The 23,778-nt window shown below is 64.1% G+C and carries 19 protein-coding genes; 3 read left to right on the top strand and 16 right to left on the bottom strand.

Annotation, left to right across the window (positions count from 1 at the left end; genetic code table 11):
- Positions 1-66: 66 nt before the first annotated feature.
- From GB927_RS10300 to GB927_RS10290, 3 genes are all read left to right on the top strand, one after another.
- Positions 67-2,703, top strand: coding sequence for a glycosyltransferase family 39 protein (locus tag GB927_RS10300; RefSeq protein ID WP_256116688.1), 2,637 nt, complete (start codon positions 67-69; stop codon positions 2,701-2,703).
- Positions 2,704-2,790: 87 nt separating this feature from the next.
- Complete coding sequence (locus GB927_RS10295) at positions 2,791-3,867, top strand: efflux RND transporter periplasmic adaptor subunit (RefSeq protein WP_256116686.1); 1,077 nt, start codon at positions 2,791-2,793, stop codon at positions 3,865-3,867.
- Positions 3,864-6,950 carry an efflux RND transporter permease subunit gene (locus GB927_RS10290; RefSeq protein WP_256116685.1) on the top strand — a complete coding sequence of 1,029 codons (3,087 nt, stop codon included), beginning with the start codon at positions 3,864-3,866 and terminating at the stop codon, positions 6,948-6,950. The genes GB927_RS10295 and GB927_RS10290 overlap by 4 nt, the downstream gene beginning before the upstream one ends.
- A 75-nt stretch (positions 6,951-7,025) precedes the next feature.
- On the opposite strand, the gene GB927_RS10285 is transcribed toward GB927_RS10290, so the two are convergent.
- The 16 genes from GB927_RS10285 to GB927_RS10210 form a co-directional block, all read right to left on the bottom strand.
- Positions 7,026-7,967: a bifunctional helix-turn-helix transcriptional regulator/GNAT family N-acetyltransferase gene (locus GB927_RS10285; protein ID WP_256116684.1), complete on the bottom strand. Its 942-nt coding sequence runs from the start codon at positions 7,965-7,967 to the stop codon at positions 7,026-7,028.
- Positions 7,968-8,093: 126 nt separating this feature from the next.
- Positions 8,094-8,987 (bottom strand): sugar phosphate isomerase/epimerase family protein, encoded by an 894-nt coding sequence (locus GB927_RS10280; protein ID WP_256116683.1) that lies wholly within the window; start codon positions 8,985-8,987, stop codon positions 8,094-8,096.
- Positions 8,988-9,001: 14 nt separating this feature from the next.
- Positions 9,002-10,045 carry an ABC transporter permease gene (locus tag GB927_RS10275; protein WP_256116679.1) on the bottom strand — a complete coding sequence of 348 codons (1,044 nt, stop codon included), beginning with the start codon at positions 10,043-10,045 and terminating at the stop codon, positions 9,002-9,004.
- A gap of 15 nt (positions 10,046-10,060) precedes the next feature.
- Positions 10,061-11,545, bottom strand: a complete 1,485-nt coding sequence (locus tag GB927_RS10270; RefSeq protein WP_256116675.1) for a sugar ABC transporter ATP-binding protein — start codon at positions 11,543-11,545, stop codon at positions 10,061-10,063.
- A 128-nt stretch (positions 11,546-11,673) separates the two neighbouring features.
- Entirely contained in the window at positions 11,674-12,861 is a 1,188-nt protein-coding gene (locus tag GB927_RS10265; protein ID WP_256116674.1) for a sugar ABC transporter substrate-binding protein, read from the bottom strand.
- Between the two features lie 433 nt (positions 12,862-13,294).
- Positions 13,295-14,068: an SDR family NAD(P)-dependent oxidoreductase gene (locus GB927_RS10260; protein ID WP_256116673.1), complete on the bottom strand. Its 774-nt coding sequence runs from the start codon at positions 14,066-14,068 to the stop codon at positions 13,295-13,297.
- Between the two features lie 48 nt (positions 14,069-14,116).
- The gene (aldA, locus tag GB927_RS10255; RefSeq protein ID WP_256116670.1) at positions 14,117-15,553 is read right to left on the bottom strand and encodes an aldehyde dehydrogenase; all 1,437 of its coding nucleotides are present in this window, start codon (positions 15,551-15,553) and stop codon (positions 14,117-14,119) included.
- A gap of 29 nt (positions 15,554-15,582) precedes the next feature.
- Positions 15,583-16,578, bottom strand: coding sequence for a zinc-binding dehydrogenase (locus GB927_RS10250; RefSeq protein WP_256116668.1), 996 nt, complete (start codon positions 16,576-16,578; stop codon positions 15,583-15,585).
- Between the two features lie 8 nt (positions 16,579-16,586).
- The gene (locus GB927_RS10245; protein WP_256116667.1) at positions 16,587-17,378 is read right to left on the bottom strand and encodes an SDR family NAD(P)-dependent oxidoreductase; all 792 of its coding nucleotides are present in this window, start codon (positions 17,376-17,378) and stop codon (positions 16,587-16,589) included.
- Complete coding sequence (locus GB927_RS10240) at positions 17,356-17,883, bottom strand: 2,4'-dihydroxyacetophenone dioxygenase family protein (RefSeq protein WP_256116666.1); 528 nt, start codon at positions 17,881-17,883, stop codon at positions 17,356-17,358. The genes GB927_RS10245 and GB927_RS10240 overlap by 23 nt, the downstream gene beginning before the upstream one ends.
- 11 nt (positions 17,884-17,894) lie before the next feature.
- The gene (locus GB927_RS10235) at positions 17,895-19,556 is read right to left on the bottom strand and encodes a GMC family oxidoreductase (protein ID WP_256116665.1); all 1,662 of its coding nucleotides are present in this window, start codon (positions 19,554-19,556) and stop codon (positions 17,895-17,897) included.
- Entirely contained in the window at positions 19,553-20,647 is a 1,095-nt protein-coding gene (locus GB927_RS10230; protein ID WP_256116664.1) for an ABC transporter ATP-binding protein, read from the bottom strand. Before GB927_RS10230 ends, GB927_RS10235 begins: the two co-directional genes overlap by 4 nt.
- Before the next feature lie 4 nt (positions 20,648-20,651).
- On the bottom strand, positions 20,652-21,761 hold the full coding sequence (locus tag GB927_RS10225; RefSeq protein ID WP_256116662.1) for an ABC transporter ATP-binding protein: 1,110 nt from the start codon (positions 21,759-21,761) through the stop codon (positions 20,652-20,654).
- Positions 21,761-22,003, bottom strand: a complete 243-nt coding sequence (locus GB927_RS10220; RefSeq protein ID WP_256116661.1) for a hypothetical protein — start codon at positions 22,001-22,003, stop codon at positions 21,761-21,763. Before GB927_RS10220 ends, GB927_RS10225 begins: the two co-directional genes overlap by 1 nt.
- Before the next feature lie 4 nt (positions 22,004-22,007).
- Entirely contained in the window at positions 22,008-22,868 is an 861-nt protein-coding gene (locus GB927_RS10215; RefSeq protein WP_256116660.1) for a carbohydrate ABC transporter permease, read from the bottom strand.
- Between the two features lie 10 nt (positions 22,869-22,878).
- Entirely contained in the window at positions 22,879-23,778 is a 900-nt protein-coding gene (locus GB927_RS10210; RefSeq protein ID WP_256116659.1) for a carbohydrate ABC transporter permease, read from the bottom strand.

Here is a 23,778-nt window from a genome sequence, read left to right as displayed (position 1 = left end):
GCGGCTAGTTCCAGGCAATGGCGTCGTCGGATTGCCGACTGCGCGTTGCATTGCCCGGAGAGTTCCATGTTTTCATATCGGATGCCGTCGCATGAGGCGGAACACGTCAAGGCCTTCCAGCTTTCGGATGTCCAGGACATCCGCCCCGCCGTTTCGATCATCGTACCGACGCTGAATGAAGCGGAGAATATAGACCGCATCCTCGGTGACATCGTCGACAGCGTGCGTGAGCACTTCAATTTCGAAATCATCGTCACGGATGGCGGATCGACCGACGGCACATGCGAAAGGGTGACGCTCTGGACAAGGCGGCACCCCGTTCGCTTGGTCAGGAACGCCGGGACCGGCGGACTGGCGGAGGATGTGTTTTCAGCAGCGGCGAAGGCGCGGTTTCCGATCCTCGTCGTTCTCGACGCTGACGGCAGCCACCCGGCGAGCTCCATTCCGGATCTCGTTCGCCCTCTCTCGTCCGGGCGCTTCGACATGGCCGTCGGCAGCCGCTATGTCGAGGGTGGGCGCACCGTCGGATGGCCGCTCCACCGCCGCCTTCTCTCCCGCCTCGGCGGCGCATTCGCCTCGCCCTTCACCGACGTGAACGATCCGCTTTCGGGCTTTTTCGCCGTAAAGCGCGACCGTCTTCTGGCGGCCGGTTCCCATGCCGAAGGCTTCAAGATCGGCCTGGAGGCGATTTTCGCCGGTGGCGACGCGCTGACGGTCACCGAGGTTCCGATCTCCTTCACCGACCGAGTCAAGGGGAAATCGAAGATCGGCGCGCGCCAGTTCGCGGCCTATCTCGGCCAGCTGGTGCGGTTTTCCAGGGGAACGGCCGCCTCTGACACCTTTCATCGTTTTGCGGTGGTGGGTTTTGCTGGCTTCGTGCTGGACTTCGCCATCGTGTCGATGATGCGCATTCTTGGCGCCGACATCACCGTCGCGCACATGTCCGGTTTCTGCTTTGCGGCCCTCTTCAACTACCTGGCGCACGCGGAATGGTCCTTCAAAGACCGCGCCGGGAACAGCACGCGGTTCGCGCGATTTCTGCTTCTGTCCGTGCTGGCCCTGGCCATGCGCGGCGGCTTCATCGCGACAGCCTCCGACCTCGGGCTTCCCTTCCTATGGGTGCTGATGTTGGGCATCGCCGGCGGCGGGATCGTCAGCTACGTCGGAAACGAGTTCTACGTCTTCCGCAGCGATACGTTCCTGCCGTCGACGACCCGGTGGAAACTCGCAGCGGTCGCCGTTGCCGTCTATGTCGTCATGATCCGGCTCGTCTACCAGGGCAGCATCGACCTCATCCCGCAGGAAGCCTATTACTGGAATTATGCCCAGCATCCGGCCTGGGGCTATCTGGATCACCCGCCGATGGTCGCGTGGCTGATATGGCTCGGCACGTCGATCTTCGGCAATTCCGAGTTCGGCGTGCGCGCGGGCGCAACCCTGTGCTGGCTGCTGACGGCGTTCTTCCTCTTTCGCCTTACCGACAACCTGTTCGGCCGCACATCCGCCTTCCTGGCCCTGCTGCTCGTGTCCATCCTCCCGTTCTTCTTCGCCATCGGCACCATCATGACGCCGGACGCGCCGCTGACGGCTGCCTGGGCGGGAGCCTTGTATTTTCTGGAGCGCGCCTTGATCGGACGGCGCCGAAGAGCCTGGCTCGGGGTGGGCATCTGCATCGGCCTCGGCATGTTGTCGAAATACACGATCGCCTTGCTCGGGCCGGCGACGATCGTTTTCCTGATCATCCACCCGCAATCTCGGCACTGGTTCCTGTCGAAATGGCCCTATCTCTGCGCAGCCATCGCCGTCGCATTGTTTTCGCCCGTTATCCTCTGGAACGCCACCCACGACTGGGCGTCCTTCCAGTTCCAGGGAAGCCGGCGATGGCTGGCGGATATCCGCTTCTCCACACACACGCTGGCGATGTTCGTCACAGCCTTGCTTGGCCCCATCGGGCTTGGACTGGCAGGCATCACGATGGCCAGACTTCCGCGGCTTGCCGACCATCTCGCCATGCGCGGGCCTGCCACGTTCATCCTGGTCTTCACCCTCGTCCCGCTGTCCGTCTTCCTCGGCTTCAGCCTGCTGCACGGCGTCAAGCTGAACTGGACCGGGCCGCTCTGGCTTGCCCTGCTGCCGGCGATGGCGAAGATCGTTGCAGACGCCGTGAAACAAGGCCGCAGGGCACGGCTGGTTGCGGCGTTGAAAATCGGCACGGCAGCGAGCATCCTGTGCTTCGCGCTGTTCCTGCACTACCTGGCGCTGGGCCTTCCGTTCACCGGCTATTCCGGCACCCTGCGCGGCCTGCCGGTCGCCTGGGAGGAGTTTTCCACCGGCGCCGAGCAGATCAAGGCCAAGGTCGCAGCCGAAACCGGATATTCGCCGCTGCTCGTCGGCATGGATGCCTACAATATCGCGAGCCAACTCGGCTTCTACGGCCAGGGGCGAACGGCCTTGGACGACATCACCAGCCAGAATCTTTTCGGACAGAACGGCCTGATGTTCGCCAACTGGCACGCCGGGAAGGCATCCGCGGGCCGCGTCGTCATCCTGTACGGACTGAAGGAAAACAGCGTTTCCGGCGACGGGCTTGCAAAGTGGTTCGACACTATCGGCCCCGTCGAAAGGCGGGCCGTGCAGAAGAATGGCAGCGTGGCGGGCACGTTCTTCTATCGCGTGGGCTACGGGTTTCGCCAGCCAACTTAATCTATCTTAACCCAACTTGACCGCACTTCACATGCGATCCGCTACATCCGTGCGAGCCTTCCCAAAAACCGAAAGGAAACCCGCACGATGCGACCGACACTTCTTTTTCTTGCGCTTTTCCTGGGCGTGAATCCCGTTTCTGCCGCCGAAGCCGCGCTCGCGCCACAGGATGAGGCGGCGGTCGCGCTCACCGTCGCGGTGGCAAAACCCGTGGAGCGCCAATGGCCCGAAACCGTGCCGGCCAGCGGCTGGCTGAAACCCTGGCATGAGGCGGTCGTCGCCGCGGAGACCGGCGGCCTGCGCGTGACCGATGTGCTTGTCGATGTCGGCTCGGTGGTCTCCAAAGGGCAGCCCCTCGTCCGGCTCGCCGACGAGGCCGTGCGGGCGGAACTGCGCAAGGAAGAGGCCGCACTCGCGAGCGCCAGGGCGGACCTCGCCAAGGCAAAAGCCAATGCCGACCGGGCGCGCAGGATGCGGACAAGCGGCGCGCTGTCGGATGAGAAGATCACCGAATATCTGATCGCCGAACAAACGGCGACGGCGGGTGTCGAGGCGGCGCAAGCCCTGCTGGACAGCCAGACGATCAAGCTTGCCCAGACGATCATCGTGGCACCCGACGACGGCTTGATCACGTCGCGCTCCGCCCAGCTCGGCGCCGTCGTCTCCTCCGGCACGGAGCTGTTCCGCCTCATCCGCCAGCAGCGCGTCGAATGGCAGGCGGAAGTCTCCGCCCGCTATCTGCCGCGCATCAAGGAGGGCCTGACCGCGACGATCATCGGTCCCGATGGCCGACGCCTCAAGGGAACCGTCCGGCTCGTCGGGCCGACCGTCAGCACGGATACGGGACGTGCGCTCGCCTATGTGACGCTGCCTTCCGAGGCACGCCCGCCCACCGGCCTCTACGCCACCGGCCAGATCGAACTCGATAGCACGCCGGCCCTCACCGTACCGGAATCGGCGCTCGTGCTGCGGGATGGCATCAGCTACCTCTTCACGGTGGATGCGGACCGGCGCACGTCCCGTATCCGCGTGGAGACCGGGCGCCGCAAGAACAGCGAGGTGGAAATCCTCTCCGGCGCCGATCGCTCGGCCGATGTCGTGACGGCGGGCGGCGCGTTTCTTTCGGACCGAACGCTTGTCAGGGTGGAGGAAACCATCCGATGAACGTCTCGGCCTGGTCGATCCGCAATCCCGTTCCCGCCATACTCCTGTTCATCCTGCTGACCGCGGGCGGCCTTCTCGCCTTCGACCGGCTGGCGGTCCAGAACTTTCCCGACATGGTGCTGCCGACGATCAAGATCAACGCCACGCTCGAAGGCGCCGCACCTGCCCAGCTGGAAACGGAAGTCGCGCGCAAGATCGAAGACAAGCTTGCCCCGCTGAGCCTGCTCGACCACATCACGACGACGATCACCGACGGCGCCGTCTCCATCACCGTCTCCTTCCAACTGGAGAAGGACAGCGAGGCGGCGCTGAACGAAGTGCGCAACGCCGTCGACAGCGCAAGCGGCTACCTGCCCTCCCAGATGCAGACGCCCGGCGTCACCAAGGTTACGGTACAGGGCTCGCCTCTCCTCACCTATGCCGTGCGCTCCACCCAGCTGGACGAGACGGAACTCTCCTGGTTCGTCGACAATGACATGACGAAGGCGCTGCTCGCCGTCTCCGGTGTCGGCGAGGTCAGCCGTCTCGGCGGCGTCGACCGCGAAGTGCATGTCGATCTGGACGCCGGCATCATGGCCTCGCTCGATCTGAGCGCGGCGACCGTTTCCGATCGTCTGAGGTCGATGCAGTCGGACACGTCAGGCGGCCGGGCGGAGATCGGCGGAGCCAAGCAGGCGATCCGCACGCTCGGCGCCGTGTCCTCGATCGAGGCGCTGAAGGCGCTGCCCATCCCGCTTCCGAGCGGCGAACTGGTGCGGCTCGACGAGATCGGCAGCGTGACGGACAGCTTTGCCGACCGGTCGTCGATCGCCTATCTCGACGGCGAAGCCGTGATCGCCGTCCAGGTCAAGCGTTCGAACGGGTTTTCGGACACCGGCGTCGCAGCCGCCATCGAAACGGCGATGAAGGATTTTTCCGCCGCCAATCCCGATGTCGAGATCGTCGAGGCCTACAGCACGATCGGGCCGATCGTCGAAAACTACGACGGCTCCATGAACATGCTCTATGAGGGCGCGATCCTGGCGGTCGTCGTGGTCTGGCTCTTCCTGCGCGACTGGCGAGCGACCTTCCTCTCGGCGGTCGCGCTGCCGCTCTCGGTCATTCCGACCTTCCTCGTCATGTATTTTGCGGATTTCAGCCTGAACACGGTGACGCTGCTGGCCCTCTCGCTGGTGGTCGGCATCCTCGTCGACGACGCGATCGTCGAGATCGAGAACATCGCCCGCCATCTGCAAATGGGCAAAACGCCAAAGCAAGCGGCCCTTGAGGCGGCGGACGAGATCGGCCTCGCCGTTATCGCCACGACCTTCACGCTCGTCGCAGTCTTCCTGCCCACCGCCTTCATGAGCGGGATTCCGGGCCTCATCTTCCGCCAGTTCGGCGTGGCGGCCGCCGTTGCGGTTCTCGCCTCCCTGCTCGTCGCTCGCCTGCTGACCCCGATGATGGCCGCCTATATGATGAAGGCGCATCCCGTCGCTGTAAAAGACGGCTGGATCATGCGCACCTACATGGCGCTCGTGAAGACCTGCCTCAGCCATCGCAAACTGACGATCCTCGGTGTCTGCATCTTTCTCGCCCTGTCGCTCTCGACGATCACCTTGCTGAGCACCAGTTTCCTGCCCGCGTCGGACGATGCGCAGACGCAGGTCGCCCTGACGCTGCAACCCGGCAGCCCGATCGAGCAGACGGACAGGGCCACGTTGCGGGCGGCGGAGATCGTGTCGGGCCTGCCCGGCGTCACCCGCGTGTTTTCCGCCGTCGGGAGCGTCTCATCCGGCGACCTGCTCGACACGTCCACGACCGTCGATACGGCGACGGCCTCGCTCGTCGTCGACCTCAAGAAAATCGGAGATCGGGACCGAACGCAGAGCGAAATCGAAAACGACATCCGCCAGGCCCTCGCCGTTCTTCCGGGCATCAGGGTGGAGGTCGGCACGGGCGGCAACGGCACGACGCTTCAAATCACGCTTGCCAGCGACGATCCCGATGCCCTCGACCGGACCGCCGGCGCCCTTGAAGACCAGTTGCGCACGCTCCGGGGCATCGGAGCGGTCACCTCCAGCGCCGCCCTGCAGGCACCCGAAATCCAGATCGTGCCGGATCTCGACCGCGCCGCAGCCCTCGGCGTCACGGCGGAGGCGATTTCCGAGGCGGTCCGCGTCGCGACGAACGGCGACTACGCCGCCGCACTCGCCAAGCTCAACCTTCCGCAACGACAACTCGCCATCCGCGTCCGGTTCGACCCTGATCACCGCACGACGCTCGACGACATCGCCAACATCCGCGTTGCCGGTAGCCGCGGCAGCGTCGATCTCGGCTCCGTCGCCGATATCCGCATCGGCGGCAGCCCGTCGGAGATCAGCCGCATCGACCGGTCACGAAACGTGACGCTGTCTCTCGAACTGAACGGGCGCATCCTGGGCGACGTCTATCGCGAGGCGCAGGCACTGCCGGCGCTTCGCGACCTTCCCGATGGGGTAAAACTCGTCGAACATGGGGAGCTGGAGCGCAGCTCCGAGCTTTTCGGCAGTTTCGCCATCGCCATGGCGATCGGCGTCTTCTGCATCTATGCCGTCCTGGTCCTGCTCTTCCACGATTTCCTCCAGCCGCTGACGATCCTCATGGCGCTTCCGCTCTCGCTCGGCGGTGCTCTGCTGCCGCTGGTCGTCACCGGAACCGGCTTCTCCATGCCGGTGGTGATCGGCCTGCTGATGCTGATGGGCGTGGTGACGAAGAACTCGATCCTGCTGGTCGAATACGCGATCGTCTCGCGCCGCGCTGGCCTGTCACGGTTCTACGCCCTCGTCGACGCCTGCCACAAGCGTGCCCGCCCGATCGTCATGACGACGATCGCGATGGCCGGCGGCATGCTGCCAGTGGCGCTCAGCCTCAGCGGTGGTGACGGCAGCTTCCGCCAGCCGATGGCAATCGTCGTCATCGGCGGCCTGATGACCTCCACCCTGCTCAGCCTCGTCGTCATCCCGGTCATCTTCACCTTCGTCGACGACCTCCTAGAGATGCTCAAGCGGCTTGTCGGGGTTACGAAAACGGCGCCGTTCGACCACGCTCGCAGCCGAGCGTGAACGTTTCGATGACCTCGCCCAGCCTGCCGGAGAAGAAGACGGTGGGGTGATCGAGGCCGCAAGCAGGGCTTGTCGTCAAGGGCGCAACCGGACGAAGCGTTGTTCCATGACCTGTCTGCCCCACTGAGCGCCAGATTGCTCCTGCCTGCATGTGAAGCCGAAATCCTCGTACAGGTGGCGGGCCGCCAGAAGACCGCTGAACGTCCAGAGATGCGTTTCCGCGAAACCCTGCGCGTCCACGAAGCCGAGTGCGGCGGAAAGTAGCTTGCGGCCCACCCCACCGCCACGCACACCCTCATCGACGATAAACCAGCGCAGGTGCGCCTTGTCGTCGCCAAGGTCCTCACCGTCGATCGCAACCGAGCCGATGATCTCGCCACCACGCATTGCGGTCCAAATCCCGTTGCATGGGTTTTCCAAACGGTTGCAGAATTCGGCGAGGCCGCCGGCAACGACGCTCTCGAACTTTTGTCCGAAGTCGGATGTCCTTGCATAATAGAGCGCATGCATTTGCGTGATGCGGGCGATGAGCCCGATCTGGTATCCCCTGACGATCTCGATGGCAGGAGCCGCAATGCCTTCGCCAGCCGCGGCACCAAGGGCCGCCGTGTATAGCCGCAAACCATCCAGCACCGTGCGCTCCTGTCCCCTCTCCAAGTGGCCGAGGGCATTGGCAACCTGCGCACCCGCATAGGCATGGATCGCCTGCACGCGCTGCTTGCCGGCGGGTGTCAGCGACAGCCTCTTGACACGGCCGTCCTCTTCCCTCGTATCCTCGCTGACATCGCCAGCCTCCACCAGTTTGCGCAACATCCGGCTGACGCTCGACTTTTCGAGACGGAGGCGAACCCCAAGCTCACGCGCAGTCATGCCGCCCTGCTCGATCTCGATCAACGCATGGACGGCCGAAGGGGACAGATCCGTCCCAGCAAAATCGCCGCCCATAAAGCCCCATTCGCGCACCATCGAACGGGAGGCGGCACGGATCTCTTCAACCAATCGTGGGGAGGTGCTCATTTAGGACTCTCGGTCAATATGGTTGCATAATACAACTATATTGATCAAGAAAGCAAGGATGCAGAACTTCGAAGTTTGCCTAAGGAGACAGCCGCTCGACATATAGGAGGCGACGGCGCGCAATCCTCACGGAAGCGCCGATCGCGGCGCCTCTCTGCCGACTTCCCTGGCTGACTGCTGGTGCGCCGTAATGAACGCCTTCGCGTGGCGGGCCAGGTCTTCGCCGTCGGTCCACAGGTTGCGCCAGATGCCGAGGATGCCGCAGAGGGGCTGGCCGACGACGGTGGAGGAGAAGGATTCGAAGACGATGGGGCCGGCATAGTTTATCCGGGCGAGCCCGTTGAAGATCGCCATGAAATCGACGGAGCCGGCGCCGAGATAGCCGCGGTTCGATTCGCCGATGTGGAAATAGCCGAGATGCTCGCCGGCATCGACGATCGCCATCTCCACATCGGCTTCCTCGATGTTCATGTGGTAGGAATCGAGATGGACCTTGACGTTGGGCAGGCCGACCCGCTTGCACAGTTCGACGCCTTGGCCGGCGGTGTTGAGCACGTTGGTTTCATAGCGGTTGACCACTTCGAGGCCGAGCGTGATGCCGTGCCGGGCGGCCTCCTCGCCAATGCGTGTGAGCACCTCGACGGCCCCGGCAATGCCGGCGGCGGTCGGTGGTTCGCTGTATTTCTGGAAGGCGGAATAGAGGATGCCGCAGACATGCGACGAGCCGAGTTCGGCGGCAGCGGCGATGACCTCGCGCAGCCGTGTCTCGCCGGCTTTCACTCGGTCCGGATCACCGCTCGATATGTCGCTTGCGGCATCGAGTCCGAGCGACAGGTTGGCCTTAATGCCCGCCTTCTGCAACTCCTTTGCGGTGAAGGCGATGTCCATGGCCTTCGGGTCGGGCGCGGAGATTTCGATGATGTCGAAGCCGAGTTCGGCGGTTTTGTTCACCGCCAGGATACACTCCTCGCGGCTCCAGTCGCGCACCCAGACATTGGCGTGCAGCCCAAGCTTGTTCATGCTGTCCTCCCTCGTCAGACGCGTGTCATGCTGCGGCGGCGCCATTGGTCGAAGATGACGACGACCACGATGACCACCCCTTGTGCGATGCGCTGCCAGAACGGGCTGACATCGAGCAGGTTGAGGCCGTTGCCGAGCACGCCGATGATGGTCGCGCCGATGATCGATCCCCAAACGCCGCCCTCGCCGCCGAAGAGATTGGTGCCGCCGATGACAACGGAGGCGATGGAGCGCAGCTCCTCGCCTTCCGCCATCAGCGCATTGCCGGAATTGAGCCGCCCGACCAGGATGATGCCGGCAATCGCGGCCAGGAGGCCGGAGATGGCATAGGTCATGATCTTGGTGCGGGTGATGCTGATGCCTGAGGAATGGGCAGCGGCACGATTGCCGCCAACGGCATAGATGGCGCGGCCGAGCGCCGTGTAGCGCAGCACGTACCAGCCGGCGACTGCACAGAGCAGCGCAATGAGCGCGCTCACCGGCACGCCGAAGAGCTGGCCGCCGCCGACCCAGGTCAGCGTTTCGGGCAGTTGCCGGGTCGCATTGAACGAGGGAACCGGCATGCCATCGGTCACCAGCAGCGCCGCGCCGCGGAACGCGGTCATCGTGCCGAGCGTCGCGATGAAATCCGGAATCTTGAACGTGGAAATCAGCCAGCCATTGAGCGCGCCGGCAACGACGCCGACGGCAAGCCCGATCAGGATCGCCACCGGCGGCGGCACGAAGCCGAGATCGACGCCGAACAGCACGAGCGACTGGGTGAGCAGGACGGCCGTGATCGACCCCGCCAGTGCGGCGATGGCCGCGACGGACAAATCGATGCCGCCGGTCAGGATGACGAAGGTCTGCCCCACTGCCAGGATGGCGACGAAGGCGGACTGGCGCGCCACGTTGGAGAGGTTGTCGAAGGTCAGGAAGTTGGACGTGGCGAAGGCGAGATAGGCCATCAGCAAGACAAGCGCGATCAGCGGACCGGCCTGGAAGACGATCCCTTTGATCTTCGCCCCGCGGCCACCCACGGCCGCTGCCGGCGTGTCCGAATTCTTTTCCGCACTCATGCTGTCTCCCACTTCCTAGCTCGCATAGCGCAGCATGTTCTGCTGCGTAATCTCGTCCCGCGGCAACTCCGCCGAGAGCCGTCCGCCCCGCATAACCAGCACGCGATCCGCCATGCCGATCAGCTCGTTGAGTTCCGAGGAGATCATCAGGATCGATGCGCCTTCCGATACCAGTCGGCTCATCACCGCAAAGACTTCCGCCTTGGCGCCGACATCGATGCCGCGCGTCGGCTCGTCGAAAATCAGGATCCGCGCGCCGCTCGACATCCAGCGCGCCAGGATGACCTTCTGCTGGTTGCCGCCGCTGAAGAAGAAGAGCTTGTGCGTGGTGGAGGCCGGCCGGATGCGCAGGTCCGAAATGTAGCGCTTGCCCTCCTCGCGCTCGCGCCCCAGATCGAGCCGCGACAGCAGCGACTTGCCGGCCAACCAGGACAGGCTGAGATTGGGGCCGACCGGCTGCATGGGCACGAGGCTTTGGCGGCGGTCGCGCGAGATCAGGCCGAGGCCCGCCGCAATCGCATCCGACGAATGCCGGAAATCGGCGCGTTTGCTCTCGACCTCGATCGACCCGGCTTTGACCGTCTGCAAGCCGAACAGCGCGCCGGCAATCTCCGCCTGCCCGGCCCCCATCAGGCCATAGATGCCGAGGATCTCGCCGCGGCGAAGCGAGAAGGACAGGTCCTTCAGCGTGCCGCCGGAGGCAAGGTTTTCAACGGCCAGCACCGGCGCGCCGAGGGTCACCGTCTCCTTGGGAAACTGTTCTTCCAGCCTGCGGCCGACCATCAGGCCGATCACCGTCTCCTCGTCCGCCTGTTCAGCGGGCAGCGTATTGACGACGATGCCGTCGCGCAGGATCGTCACGCGATCGGCGATCATCGGGATTTCCGACAGGTGGTGCGAAATATAGATGATGCCGTGGCCGCGCTGCTTGAGGCGGCGGATGACATCGAAAAGCCGGCTGCGCTCGCTGTCCGACAGTGCCGAGGTAGGCTCGTCAAGCAGCAGGATGCGCGGGCCGCGCGCCAGCACGCGGGTGATCTCGATCAGTTGCTGCTCGGCCACTTCGAGCGTGCGCACCTCGGCCGTCGGATCGATCGCGACGCCGAGCGCCTCCAGCGCGTGCCGCGCGGCCTCATGGGCCTTGGCCCAGTTGATCTTGCCAAAGGCATTGCGCGGCAAGCGGCCGAGAAAGATGTTTTCCGTGACACTCAGCGCCGGAATGAGGCTCAGCTCCTGATGCACAAGGCCGATGCCGAGGTCCGTGGCGAGCGTCGGCGTGAGCGCCGAAACCCGTTTGCCGCCGATCTCGATGTCTCCGGCGGTCGGCGCGTGCTCGCCGGCGAGGATCTTCATCAGCGTCGACTTGCCGGCACCATTCTCGCCGAGAAGCACCTGCACCTCGCCCGCACGCACGTCGAGCGAGATCGACTTCAAGGCCACGACGCCGGGAAAACGCTTCTCGATATTTTGGAGTTTCAGAAGGATTTCGTGCTGGTCCATGCGCCTCGACTACCATTCAACCGGCACCGAGCGTGCCGCTTCATCTCCTAACGCGCCCGCCTTGCAGGCGAACGGCGGCGCGGGGCACCTCTCCACGAGAAGATGCGCCCCGCGTCCTGGGAGAAACCTTAGTTGGCTTTCTTGCAATTCGTCCGGATGGTCTTCCAGTCGATCGCTTCGAGCTTCGGCTCCGGATAGAAGTTGCGCGCATTCGCCTCGTAGACGGTGCGTGGGCGGATATCGAAGGTCTTCGGCACCTCGAGGCCGCAGGCGAGCTCGACGGCGAACTTGGTGCCGAACCAGCCCCAATCGGCAAAGCCGTGGGTCGTTTCGGCAATCATCTTGCCTTCGGCAATGCGATCGACCGATTCCGGCGTCACGTCATTGGTGAAGACCGCCACCTTCTTGTCGCCGATGTTCGCGCCGTCCTGCACGGTTTCGAGACGACCGCTGGAACCGGCGACGAGCATGGCGCCGAGGCCCATTTCGTTCGATGCCGCCCAGATGAAGTCGAGGTTCTCCGGGTTGGCCTGAAGGATATCCTCGGCGCAACGCGTGCCCTTTTCGCGGTTCCAGTCGCCGGCGCAGGTGCCGCCAACGATCTCGATGCCCGGGAACTGTTCGAGCACCTTACGGAAACCGTTGAGGCGAGCCGTCGAGAAAAAGCCGCCGGCAACGCCCTCGATGATGGCGCCGCGCGCCTTGATCTTCGCCTTGTCCTCATCCGAAAGTTTTGCGGCAAGATCCTGCCAGAACTTCAGGTCGAGATAGGCGCCGGGCTCGACGGTGACCTTGTCACCCGTGCCCAGCACGCCCGGACCGCCGAAATAATCGACGACCGAATAGGCGCTGACTTCGGCACCCTGCGTGTTGTCGAAGCCGATATAGGACGAGACGTTCACGCCGTCGATCGGCTCGAGCAGGTTGACGATGATGACCGGAATGCCGGCTTCGGTGGCGCGCACGAGCGCCGGCTTGACGGTCGCGACTTCAGCCGGCGACACGGCGATCAGGTCGACCTTCCGCTGGATCATGTCCTCGATGATGCTGACCTGCTCGGCAAAGGCCGTCGGGCTGGTCGGCGACTTGGTCAGGACCGTGACGTTGAAGCCATTCTTGTTGGCGTCCGCGGCGGCCAGTTCGAAGAAGTTCGTCGCGGTCTTGAAGACGCCGGTAATGTCCGGCGGCACCCAGCCGATCGTGATGTCGATATTGTCACCTTCCTGTGCCACGGCCGGCGCGGCACCCAGTGCCGGCCAGAGTGCAACAGTCGCGGCTGCAGCAAACAATGATGCTTTTGCGAGCGTCTTGAACATAGCTCCCTCCCTGTCGAAAAAATCTCCTCCAACGCGCGCAATGGGCGCCGATCGGCGCTCCCACCCCTCACGTTAATTGGATGCTAGACAAAGCGATAAGGTAATTCAACTACATTTTTTGCGATTATAATCACAATCTCTTGCGTCGATTTCAGTGAATTTAGCGCAAAAGCAACGTCGTGGCGGATCGAATTCAACCAATCAACCACGTCAGAATGTAGTTAAGCTACTTAATTCTTTTCGGGCGCGAGGCGCACCAAATTTTTGCGCGCGGGCTCTGTCCAGCTACGGACGGCACCGGCTAAAAGCTCAATTTGTCATGTTGTACGTATAGCATGTCAGGATAATGATTCAAGGCCGAAAGCTTCGGCAAGTCTTGCGCCCGCGCCGTGAAATTGCAGCGCGGGCAGCGAGATAAATGCCACCTGCGGCCTTACCAGCAGGTGTAACCGGCATCCGCAGTGACGATCGAACCCGTCATCAGGCTGGAGGCGTCGGAGGCGAGGAACAGCACGATTGCGGCAATCTCGTCCGGATGGCCGAGCCGGTGCATCGGCGTCATGTCCAGCCATTGCTCGTACATCGGCTTGTCCTCCTTGGCGAAGGTCAGCAGCGGCGTGTCGATATAGGTCGGCGCCACGGAATTGACCCGCACGCCGCGCGTCGCCCATTCGGCGGCAAACGAGCGGGTCATGTGGTGCACGCCGGCCTTTGCCGCATTGTAGTGGACCTGCTGCTGCGGCCTATTGACGATGGTGCCAGACATGGAACCGATGGTGACGATCGATCCCTTGCCCTTCGCCAGCATGTGTTTCCCGAAGGCGCGGCACGAGCGGAAGGCACCGTTGAGGTTGATGTTGATCATCCGCTCCCAATCGGCATCTGACAGGTCCTCCCCAGGCACGCCCGCCTGGGCGATGCCGGCATTGGCGACGAGGATATCCGCCGCCCGGCCGGCACTTGCCAGCCGGTCCGCCACCGCATTGACCGACGCGCTGTCGCCGATATCAATCACGTCAGCCTCGGCGGAATAGCCCTTGGCGGCCAGCGCCGCGCGGCCGGCTTCGCTGCGTTCAGTGCTGATATCGGTGAGCACGACATGCGCGCCCGCCTCGCAGAGCGCCTCGGCGCAGGCAAGCCCGATCCCCTGCCCGGCACCGGTGACCACCGCCACGCGGCCGGACAGATCGAATTTCTGAAGATACATCCCGTTCCTTTCCGGCCGCAGGTCGCGGCCCATGCCTCGCGGCCACCCTCACCCGTGCTGGATGTAGACGGCCTGCGTCTCCATATACTCGTAGAAGCCGTGTTTGCCGTCCGCACCGCCGATGCCGGATTTCTTGCGGCCGGCGTGAAAGCCCTGGTAGGCCTCGCCATTCTCGCGGTTGATATAGGTCTCGCCGAATTGCAAGCGCCGCGTGACCTGCATCGCCTTGTTGAGATCCTGCGTATAGAGCGAGGATGTCAGGCCGTATTCGGTGTCGTTGGCATGGTAGACCGCCTCGTCGGCATCATTGACCACGGCGATCGGCGCGACGGGGCCAAAAATTTCCTTGCGCATGATCTCCATGTCCGGCGTGCAGCCCGTCAGCACCGTCGGCTCATAGTGGTGGCCGCGGTTGCGATCGGCCCGCTGTCCGCCAAGCGCCACGGTGGCGCCCGCCTGCCGTGCCCGGTCGACCATGGTTTCCACCTTGCCAAGCTGCACCGCATTGACCAGCGGCCCCATATCGACATCGCGCTCCGTGAGCGGGTCGCCATAGCTGACGGTGGACATGCGCTTGATGAAGCGTTCGGTAAAATCGTCCGCCACCTGGCGCTCGACGAAGATGCGTTCGGCGCAATTGCAGACCTGACCGGTGTTGATGATCCGCGAGGCTGTGATCGCCTCCACCGCGAGGTCGAGATCGGCATCCTTCAGCACGATGGCCGGCGCCTTGCCGCCGAGTTCCAGATTGACCCGCGTGAGGTTCTTCGCCGCCGCCTCCATGATGGCGACGCCCGTCGGCACGCTGCCGGTGAAGCTGACGAGGTCGATGCCGGTGTGGCCGGAAAGGGCGGCACCCGTCGTGCGGCCGCGGCCTGAGACCATGTTGAACACGCCCTTCGGCAGGCCCACCTCATCCGCGATTTCCGCGAAGAGGAAGGCGTTGAGCGGCGTCTCCTCGCTGGGCTTCACCACGATCGTGTTGCCCGCCACCAGCGCCGGCGCGAGCTTGCGGCCGATCAGGTAGAACGGAAAGTTCCAGGGCAGGATGCCGGCGACGACGCCGATCGGCACGCGGTTCAGGTAGATCGTCTCGCCCTTGCGATCGCTGGCGATGATCTCGCCCTCTATGCGGCGTGCCCACTCGGCCATGTAGTCCATCAGTCCGGCCATGCCGAGCACCTCGCCGCGCGCTAGACCAAGCGTCTTGCCCTGCTCGCGGGAAATCGTCTCGGCCAGCACATCGACCTTGTCGCGAATCTTGCCGGCGATCGCCTTGACGTAACCCGCCCGCTCAATCGGCGGCAGGTCGGCCCAGCCGGGCTGTGCCTTGCGGGCCGCATCCACGGCGGCGTCGACGGTCTCGGCAGACGCATCGGGGATTTCCGCGATCTGCTCCTCGGTTGCCGGGTTGTAGACGGCGATGCGGTCGGAGGCGCTGTCCTCGACAAACCGGCCGTTGATGTAGTGAGTGTTCCTGGGCATGTCTTTCCTCCCGTAGTGCTGTGTTGTCATCAGGCATCCGGCACGACGCGGGCGACGATCTTGCCCGTCACCGCGCGAGCACGCAGGCGCTGCAAGGCATCCGGAATGTCTTCCAGCGTGACGATCTCCTCCACCATCGGATCGAGCTTGCCCGCCGCAAGCCGCGCCATCAGGTCATCGCCCATGCGGGCGAAGTCCCGCTGGGTGGGCACATGGCCGGCATTGTAGGCGCCACCGAGCCCGATCTCGTGGATGGAAGCGGCATAGGTATAGGACGGCACATCGGTCATGACAGGCAGCGGATCGACCGATACGAGATGCCCGTTATAATGCACGAAGGCGAGCGACTTGCGGGCGTCGCCGGGGTTCGCCACTTCCACCATGACGTCCACGCCGTAGCCGCCTTCCGTCTCGGCCTTCACCTTTTGCAGCAAATCCGGATCGCGATAATCGAAGACGATATCGGCACCGAAAGCGCGCACGGCATCGAAATGTTCGGCACGCGTCAGCGCAATCACTTTCGCGCCCGCCTGATGGGCAAGCTGCGTCGCAAACCCGCCGACGCCGCCATTCGCGCCCTGGATGAGAACGGTCTGCCCCGCCTCGATCCGCGCCTTGCGGAAGAGCGCCTGATAGGCGGTGTAACCGGCACAGGGAACGGCGGCCGCATCCGTGAAGCTGATGCCTTCAGGCAGGCGCGATGTCGCGTGGGCCGGCGCCAGGCAATATTCGGCAAAGACGCCGGACTTCCAGAGGTTGTTGTGCACCACCACCCGTTCGCCGACTTTCCAACCTTCAACGCCGGGACCGACCGCGTCGATGATGCCGGCGGCATCGAGCCCCAGCACATGGGGATAGATCCATTCCGGCTTGTGATCGAGCGCCAGCTTCCAGTCGACCGGGTTGATCGAGACGGCGATGACCTTGAGGCGCAACTGGCCAGGACCGGGCTCAGGGATCGGCAGGTCGGCCAGGGCCACATCGTCAAGCCGGGCCTTTGCATCGGAAACAACAATCGCCTTCATAGGGTGCCTCATGTGATCAGGTAGCCGCCATCGATGACCAGCACGCTGCCGGTAACGAAGCTCGCAAGCGGCGAGGAGAGATAAAGGACGCCGCCGGCAAGTTCGGCCGGTTCGCCCCAGCGGTTGAGCGGCGTGCGGGCGACGATGGCCGCGTTGCGCTCCGCGTTTTCACGCAGGCCCTTGGTCAGCGGCGTGGCGATCCAGCCGGGTGCGATCGCATTGACGCGAATGCCGTCTGCCGCATAGGCAATCGCCAGCGACTTGGTGAGCTGCGCGATGCCGCCCTTGGAGGCCGAATAACCGGGCACCAGCCCGCCGCCGAAGAACGACAGCATGGAAGCAGTGTTGACGATCGTGCCGCCGGTTTCCGCAAGGCGCGGACGCGCGGCGGCGCAGACGCGCATGGAACCGTTGAGATTGATATCGACGACCTCGGCGAAGACGTCCGGTTCGAGTTCGTCATTTCGCCGGATAATGCCGGCGCAGTTCACCACATGATCGAGCCGTGGCAGGCCGGCGATGAGGGCATCGACGGCCGACTTGTCGCGCACGTCGAGCGTGGCGAAGAGCGCACCCTTCATCTCGGGCCGGTCTCCGGCGGCGGCGATCTCGGCGTCGGTGACGCCCGTCGCCACCACGTCCGCGCCGAGCGCGACGAAGGCCTGGCAGATCGCAGCACCGATGCCGGAGGTCCCGCCGCTTACCAGCACCTGACGGCCCTCGAACAGGCCGGGGCGAAGGTAGGCGGCGGGGTTGCCGATCGCGCTGGTCCGCCCGTCAGCGGATGAACTGGTCGACATAATCCGCTCCCAGCCCAACCGCCTCGTAATGCGCACGACACATGTCGATCTTGGTGAACACGTCCTCGAAGCCGAGCGGCTCGCCGTAAGCATCGACGTAATACATGATGCCGTTGACCTGGAAGAAGGTGATCATCTCCTCGACATCGTCGGGGACGACCAGCGTGTGTGTTTCGCCCGGCGGCTCGAAGACGTAGCCGCCTTCTTCGGCGACCCAGTCATGCTCCAGATAGTGCCAGCGGCCCTTCAGCACGAAGCCGTGCACCGCCTGCGGATGCCGGTGGCGGCTCAGCACGCCGGACTTGCGAACCTTCAGCAGGTTCATCCAGTAGCCGGCGGAGCGGTTGAGGCAGAGCGGGCGGAACCAGACATTCGTGCCCTGCGGCACCCAGACCCGGTCGTCGAGGGGAATGGCGTCCGGAATGACGATATCCGGCAGCGACTCCTTCGGCATGGGAAACTGGTAAGGCATGCGCGGATTGGGATCGGTCTTCATGGGAGGCATCGGCGTAGTCCTCAAGCTGTCTGGAGAGTGCTGGGCTCGCGCCGTGGCGCGATGCCCGCAGGCTGGCGGCGTTTCGCGCCGGTGATGAATTCCACCGCCTTGTCGGCAACGACCAGCACGGCGGCATTGGTGTTGCCGGCGATGATGGTGGGGATTGCGGACGCATCGATGACCCGAAGCCCCTCGACGCCGCGCACCCGCATATCGGCACCGAGCACGCCGCCGATGTCGCCTTCGCGCGCCATGCGGCAGGTACCGACCGGGTGATAGACGGTCTTGACGAAGCGCTTCGCATGTTCGGCGAGGTCCGCATCGGACATCTTGTCCGGACCGGGGAAGATTTCTCGCGCGATCATCGAACGCAGCGGTTCCTGCTGAAGAATTTCGCGGGCGCGGCGCACGCCGCCGATCGACAGGCGCAGGTCTTCGGGATCGGCCAGATAGTTCGGATCGACCAGCGGCTGGTCCTTCGGGTCGGCCGAGGCAAGCTGCACCGAGCCCCGCGACCGCGGCTTGGCGACGCAGGAATTCAGCGTCAGGCCGTGGCTTGCCTGCTGGTCGGTATGGTCCTTGTCGAGATAGACGGTCGGCACGCAGAACTGCTGGATTTTTGGATCATTGGAGAGATCGTCCGGATCGAAGAATGCGCCGGCCTCCACGCCATTGGACGTCACCGGCCCGGTGCGGTTGACAAGATATTCGAGGCCGTTGCGCATCTGCTTCCAGCCGCGATCGTGGCCGTAATAGCCATAGGGACCATTGCAGAGCGCCACGACCGGCGTCTCCGTATGGTCCTGAAGATTGGCGCCGACGCCGGGCAAATCGACTAGCGCGTGGATGCCGTGGGTTTTGAGATGATCAGCGGGGCCGATGCCGGAGAGCATCAGCAACTTCGGCGTCGCGATGGCACCGGCGGCAAGCAGCACCTCGCCGTCGCAGCGGGCTTCCAACACCGTCCGCCCCTCGCCCTGCGAATAGCGCACGCCGACCGCGCGGCCGTCCTCGATGATCAGCGAATGCACCAGGCAAGAGGTCTTTACCTCCAGCCGGCCACTCGCCATGGCAGGCCGCAGGAAGGCATCGACCGCGGAGCAGCGCCGGCCATCGCGGGTCGTCACCTGATAGGCGCCGACGCCACGCTGGCTGCGGCCGTTGAAGTCGCTGTTGTGCGGCAGGCCGATGCCCTGCGCGGCGAGCACGAAGGCGCGGGAGAGTTCGCAGATGTGGTCAAGATCGGAGACCTTCCACGGGCCACCGACGCCATGATAGTCGTCGTTCAGCCGCGCATTGTCCTCCATGCCCGTAAAATAGGGCAGCAGCGCATCATAGGACCAATGCTCGTCGCCGATCTCGTCGGCCCAGCCGTCGTAATCCGCCGGCTGGCCGCGCATATAGACCATCGCATTGACTGACGACCCGCCGCCGAGCACGCGGCCCTGTGGGACGATGGGCCTGCGGCCGCCGAGCCGCGCCTGCGCCACGGACTTGTAGAACCACATATATTTCTCGACGCCGAGCAGCTTGACGAAGCCGGCGGGCATGCGGATCAGCGGGTTGCGGTCATCCGGCCCGGCCTCCAGCACGAGCACGCGCGCGCCATGCTCGCCCGCGAGCTTGCCCGCCGCAAGGCAGCCCGCCGTTCCCCCGCCGACGACGATGTGGTCGTAGCTCATGCGACGATGCTCTCCACCTTGCCGGCCTGCGAGCGCGGGAAGAGCAGCAGGTGATCCGGATCGATCGACACCGGCACGGCCTCGCCGCGCTTGGGCGTCACCGAGGGATGGGCGACTAGCGTGAAGCGCGTCTCGCCAACATCGACGAAGATCAGGTTCTGGTCCTGCAATTCCTCGGTGATGAAGACCTTGCCATCGACACGCAGCGGGCTGTCGCCGCCGATCGACAGGAAGTGTGGGCGGATGGCGGCAAGCCCGCCATCGCCGATATCCTGTGCCGCCGCATGCAGGCGTTGGGGCAAGGCAAGCTTGCGGCCTTCGAACTCGATCGACCAACCGCCATCCGCCGCCGCCACGCGGCAGTCGAAGAAGTTGATCGGCGGCTCGCCGACGAAGCCGGCGACGAAGGCGTTCTTCGGCCGGGCATAGACCTCGTCCGGCACCGCCATCTGCTGGATCTCGCCGTCGCTCATCACCATGACGCGGTCGGCGAGCGCCAAGGCCTCCTCCTGATCGTGGGTGACGTAGATCATCGTGTAGTTGAACTTCTGGTGCAGGCTCTTGATGAAGCGGCGCATGCGGTAGCGCTGGCGTGTGTCGAGATGCGAGATCGGCTCGTCGAGCAGGAACACTTCAGGTTTGCGCACCAGTGCACGCGCCAGACCGACACGCTGCGCCTGGCCCGAGGAAAGGCCCTTGGGTTTCAGGTGCAAAAGCGCCGTCAGCTCCATCTTCTCGGCAATGTCGCGGACCTGGCGATCAATCTCCTTGCTGTCGACATTGGCCGAGCGCAGCGGGAACGCGATGTTCTCGTAGATCGAGATGGTCGTGTAGAGCGCGTAGGACTCGAACGACATCGCGACGTTGCGGTCGCGCGCACGCACATCGTTGACGCGCTTGCCGTCGAAATAGATAGAGCCTTCAGTGACCGTCTCCAGGCCCGCGATCATGCGCATGGTCGAGGATTTGCCGCAGCCGGACGGACCGAGGATGGCGACGAACTCGCCATCGGCGATCTCGAAATCGATGCCGTGCACGGCCTGGACGGCGCCGTAGCGCTTGACGAGTCTTTCGGCTTTGATGGAGGCCATGGGGTCAAACTCCTGCGGAAGGCGTGGCGTGCGTGACCGCCCGGGCATTCTGGAACAAGTGGACGGCATCGCGCGGGAAGGCGATGGCGACCGTTTCGCCCACACCGAGCGACGTGCCGGCGGGCACCGAGACGGAAACCTGGTCATTGCCGATGCCGACAAGGGCGATCTTCATGTAGCCGAGGTTCTCGATGACATCGACGCGGCCGCGCAGCGCATTGGAGTCACTTTCCTGGGCGATCCGCACCTCGTTGGAGCGGAAGCCGACCTGGATTTTCGAGCCGACCTCTTCGTTGAGATCGCTGACGGCCTCGGCCGCAAGCGAGGCGACCGGCATGCCATCCGCCGTCACGAAATCGACCCTGCCGTCATGGCGGCGCGGCTGCACGGAAATGAAGCTCATCGGCGGATCGCCGACGAAGGAGGCGACGAAAGCGTTTGCCGGCCGATGATAGAGATCGGCCGGTTTGCCGAGCTGCTCCAGCTTGCCGGCATTGAGCACGGCCACCCGGTCGCCAAGCGCCAGGGCCTCGCGTGACGACGTCGTGGTGAAGACGACAGTCGCCGACAAGTCCTCGGCGAGCGCCTTGAGTTCGGCACGGATCTTGTGGCGCAGTTTCGCGTCGAGATGGCCGACCGGTTCGTCGAGCAGATAAATGTCCGCCGGCCGGATGATCGCGCGGCCGAGTGCCACGCGCTGGCGCTGGCCGCCAGAGAGGAAGCCGGGGCGTCGATCGAGCAAGTGGCCGATGCCCAGAATGCCGGAGATTCGCTTCACGCGTTCCTCGACTTCCGCACGGCCGATGCCGCGGGCCTTCAATGGAAAGGCCAGGTTCTCGCCGACCGAGAGGTGCGAATAGAGCGCATAGTTTTCGAAGGCCATCGCCGCATCGCGCTTTTCCGGCGGTACACGCAGGATGGAGACGCCGTTGCGCAACACGTCGCCGCTGGTCGGCTTGGTGATGCCGGCGAGTATGTTGAGGAGCGTGCTCTTGCCGGCACCGGCCGGCCCGTAGATCACAAGGAATTCGCGGTCGCGCACCGTAAGATCGATCTTACGAAGGGCGACCTTGGCGAGACCGTAGCGCTTGTGGACCGATTTCAGTTCGTACATCAGACGTCCTCCTGCATGAGGGCGGCAACTTCCGCCTCCGCCTGTTGGCGCTCGGCGATAAAGCGGCTGCGGGCGCGCACGACGAAGGCCGCCGAGATCACGAAAGCAACGATGTTCATGATGACCACCGACATCGACTGGCTGGCGAAATACGGCTCGATGAAACCGAGCCAGACGAAGACGACGCCGACATAGAGAAGGATGACGCGGAAGCCGGTATCCCAGCCTTGACTGAAGCTCATGATCTTATCCTCTCACAGCGCCGAAGGTGAGGCCGCGCACCATGTAGCGTTGCATGGCGAGCACGAAGACCAACATCGGCAGGACGCTGATGGTGGCGGCTGCCGCAACAGGCCCCCAGAGAATGCCCTGCAGCGTGAAGAAGGATTCGACGCCGACGGTGACGGTGCTCGCGGCCTTGCGGGTCAGGATGTAGGCGAACAGGAACTCGTTCCAGCTGAAGATCAGCGTGAAGACGCCGGTGACTGCGATGCCGGGGGCTGCGAGCGGGCAGACGACCTTGGCCAGCACCTTCAGCCGCGACAGGCCGTCGAGGCGGGCGGAATGTTCGAGTTCGCGCGGAATATCCTGGAAGAACGACACCAGCAGCCAGATGGCGAAGGGCAGGTTGAACACCGTATAGGAGATGATCAGCGCGCCCGGCTGGTCGAGGCCGATGCCGAGGAACTTACCGGCCCCCGTCCTGCCGACTTCGCGGAAGATCAGGAAGTAGGGCAGTATGACGGCGATCGCCGGGAACATCTTGGTCGACAGGATGAAGAACAGGATATGGCCGTCGCCGACATTGTAGCGCGCGAAGCTGTAGGCGGCGAGCGAACCGGTGATGACGACGATGATCGTCGAGGCGACGGAGATGAACAGCGTGTTCTTGATGTAGAACAGGAAGTTCTTGTCGTAGATCGCGTGGACGTAATTATCCAGCGTCGGGGTGAACAGGAAGCGCGGCGGCGACACCATGATGGCATCGGCCGGCTTGAACGACGTGATGATCATCCAGGCGATCGGGAACACGATGAAGCCGAGCACGATGACGATCAGGCCGTAGCGGAGCGCTTCCTTCGGGAAGCTTGATTCACGTTGCAGCATGGCGATCTCCTCAGCCTTCGGATGCGCGCGACGAAAATTGGGTGAGCAGCGGGCGAAGCGCGAAGAGGCTTGCGACCAGCATGGCGTAGAGGAAGAAGATCGCCATGGTGGAGGCATAGTCCATCCGGAACAGCTTCAGCCCCGTGCGATAGAGATAGAAGGTCATGGTTTCCGTCACCGTGCCCGGCCCGCCGCGCGTCAGCACCGCCACCGCGTCGTAGAGGCGCACGCTGTCGATGGTGCGCAGCACGAGGACGAGGAACAGCACCGGCTTCAGCATCGGGAAGGTCAGGGTGCGCAGCACGCGGAAGGTGCTGGCGCCATCCAATTCGGCGGCCTCGAACGGCTCCTTCGGCAGCGCCTGCAAACCGGCAAGCGCGATCAGCGCCACGAAGGGCGTCCATTGCCAGACGTCGAACAGGATGACGGACCAGAGCGCGATCGTATAGTCGCCGAGCCAGTTGGGTTCGGGCAGGCCGATGAGACCGAGGAAATAGTTGATCAGGCCGAACTGGGGATCATAGAGATAGCGCCAGAACAGGCCCGTCACCGCCGCCGAAGTGGCCAGCGGCAGGATCATCAGGCTGCGGATGACGCCCTTGCCGACGGTTGCGCCGTGGATCAGGAAGGCGATGGCGATGCCCAGCACCATTTCGAGCGTGACGGCCGTCAGCGTGAATTTCAGCGTGACCCAGACGGAACTCCAGAAGGCGCTGTCATGCAGGACCGTCCGGTAGTTGTCGAGGCCGACGAAATCGCCGATGCGGCCGCGCGTCAGGTCCGCGAACCGGAAGGACACGTCGAGCGCATAGGCGAGCGGCAGCAGCGCGAAGACAAGGATGACCAACATCGCAGGCACGACAAGAAGGATCGAGAACCAGCGATCGGACATGGCGGTTGGGCTCGCCAC

It is taken from the genome of Shinella lacus, from assembly GCF_010994755.1.
GTDB classification, from domain to species: domain Bacteria; phylum Pseudomonadota; class Alphaproteobacteria; order Rhizobiales; family Rhizobiaceae; genus Shinella; species Shinella lacus.
The sequence above is the reverse complement of the archived record's forward strand: the minus strand, read 5'-3'. Positions and strand labels throughout refer to the sequence as shown.

Excerpts from the sequence above, each read along its gene's own strand:
- GB927_RS10240 (WP_256116666.1), bottom strand. The coding sequence starts at position 17,883 with ATGCCTCCCATGAAGACCGATCCCAATCCGCGCATGCCTTACCAGTTT.
- GB927_RS10245 (WP_256116667.1), bottom strand. The coding sequence starts at position 17,378 with ATGTCGACCAGTTCATCCGCTGACGGGCGGACCAGCGCGATCGGCAAC.
- GB927_RS10265 (WP_256116674.1), bottom strand. The coding sequence starts at position 12,861 with ATGTTCAAGACGCTCGCAAAAGCATCATTGTTTGCTGCAGCCGCGACT.
- GB927_RS10250 (WP_256116668.1), bottom strand. The coding sequence starts at position 16,578 with ATGAAGGCGATTGTTGTTTCCGATGCAAAGGCCCGGCTTGACGATGTG.
- GB927_RS10285 (WP_256116684.1), bottom strand. The coding sequence starts at position 7,967 with ATGAGCACCTCCCCACGATTGGTTGAAGAGATCCGTGCCGCCTCCCGT.
- GB927_RS10215 (WP_256116660.1), bottom strand. The coding sequence starts at position 22,868 with ATGCTGCAACGTGAATCAAGCTTCCCGAAGGAAGCGCTCCGCTACGGC.
- GB927_RS10235 (WP_256116665.1), bottom strand. The coding sequence starts at position 19,556 with ATGAGCTACGACCACATCGTCGTCGGCGGGGGAACGGCGGGCTGCCTT.
- aldA (WP_256116670.1), bottom strand. The coding sequence starts at position 15,553 with ATGCCCAGGAACACTCACTACATCAACGGCCGGTTTGTCGAGGACAGC.
- GB927_RS10290 (WP_256116685.1), top strand. The coding sequence starts at position 3,864 with ATGAACGTCTCGGCCTGGTCGATCCGCAATCCCGTTCCCGCCATACTC.
- GB927_RS10225 (WP_256116662.1), bottom strand. The coding sequence starts at position 21,761 with ATGTACGAACTGAAATCGGTCCACAAGCGCTACGGTCTCGCCAAGGTC.
- GB927_RS10280 (WP_256116683.1), bottom strand. The coding sequence starts at position 8,987 with ATGAACAAGCTTGGGCTGCACGCCAATGTCTGGGTGCGCGACTGGAGC.
- GB927_RS10295 (WP_256116686.1), top strand. The coding sequence starts at position 2,791 with ATGCGACCGACACTTCTTTTTCTTGCGCTTTTCCTGGGCGTGAATCCC.
- GB927_RS10260 (WP_256116673.1), bottom strand. The coding sequence starts at position 14,068 with ATGTATCTTCAGAAATTCGATCTGTCCGGCCGCGTGGCGGTGGTCACC.
- GB927_RS10270 (WP_256116675.1), bottom strand. The coding sequence starts at position 11,545 with ATGGACCAGCACGAAATCCTTCTGAAACTCCAAAATATCGAGAAGCGT.
- GB927_RS10230 (WP_256116664.1), bottom strand. The coding sequence starts at position 20,647 with ATGGCCTCCATCAAAGCCGAAAGACTCGTCAAGCGCTACGGCGCCGTC.
- GB927_RS10220 (WP_256116661.1), bottom strand. The coding sequence starts at position 22,003 with ATGAGCTTCAGTCAAGGCTGGGATACCGGCTTCCGCGTCATCCTTCTC.
- GB927_RS10275 (WP_256116679.1), bottom strand. The coding sequence starts at position 10,045 with ATGAGTGCGGAAAAGAATTCGGACACGCCGGCAGCGGCCGTGGGTGGC.
- GB927_RS10300 (WP_256116688.1), top strand. The coding sequence starts at position 67 with ATGTTTTCATATCGGATGCCGTCGCATGAGGCGGAACACGTCAAGGCC.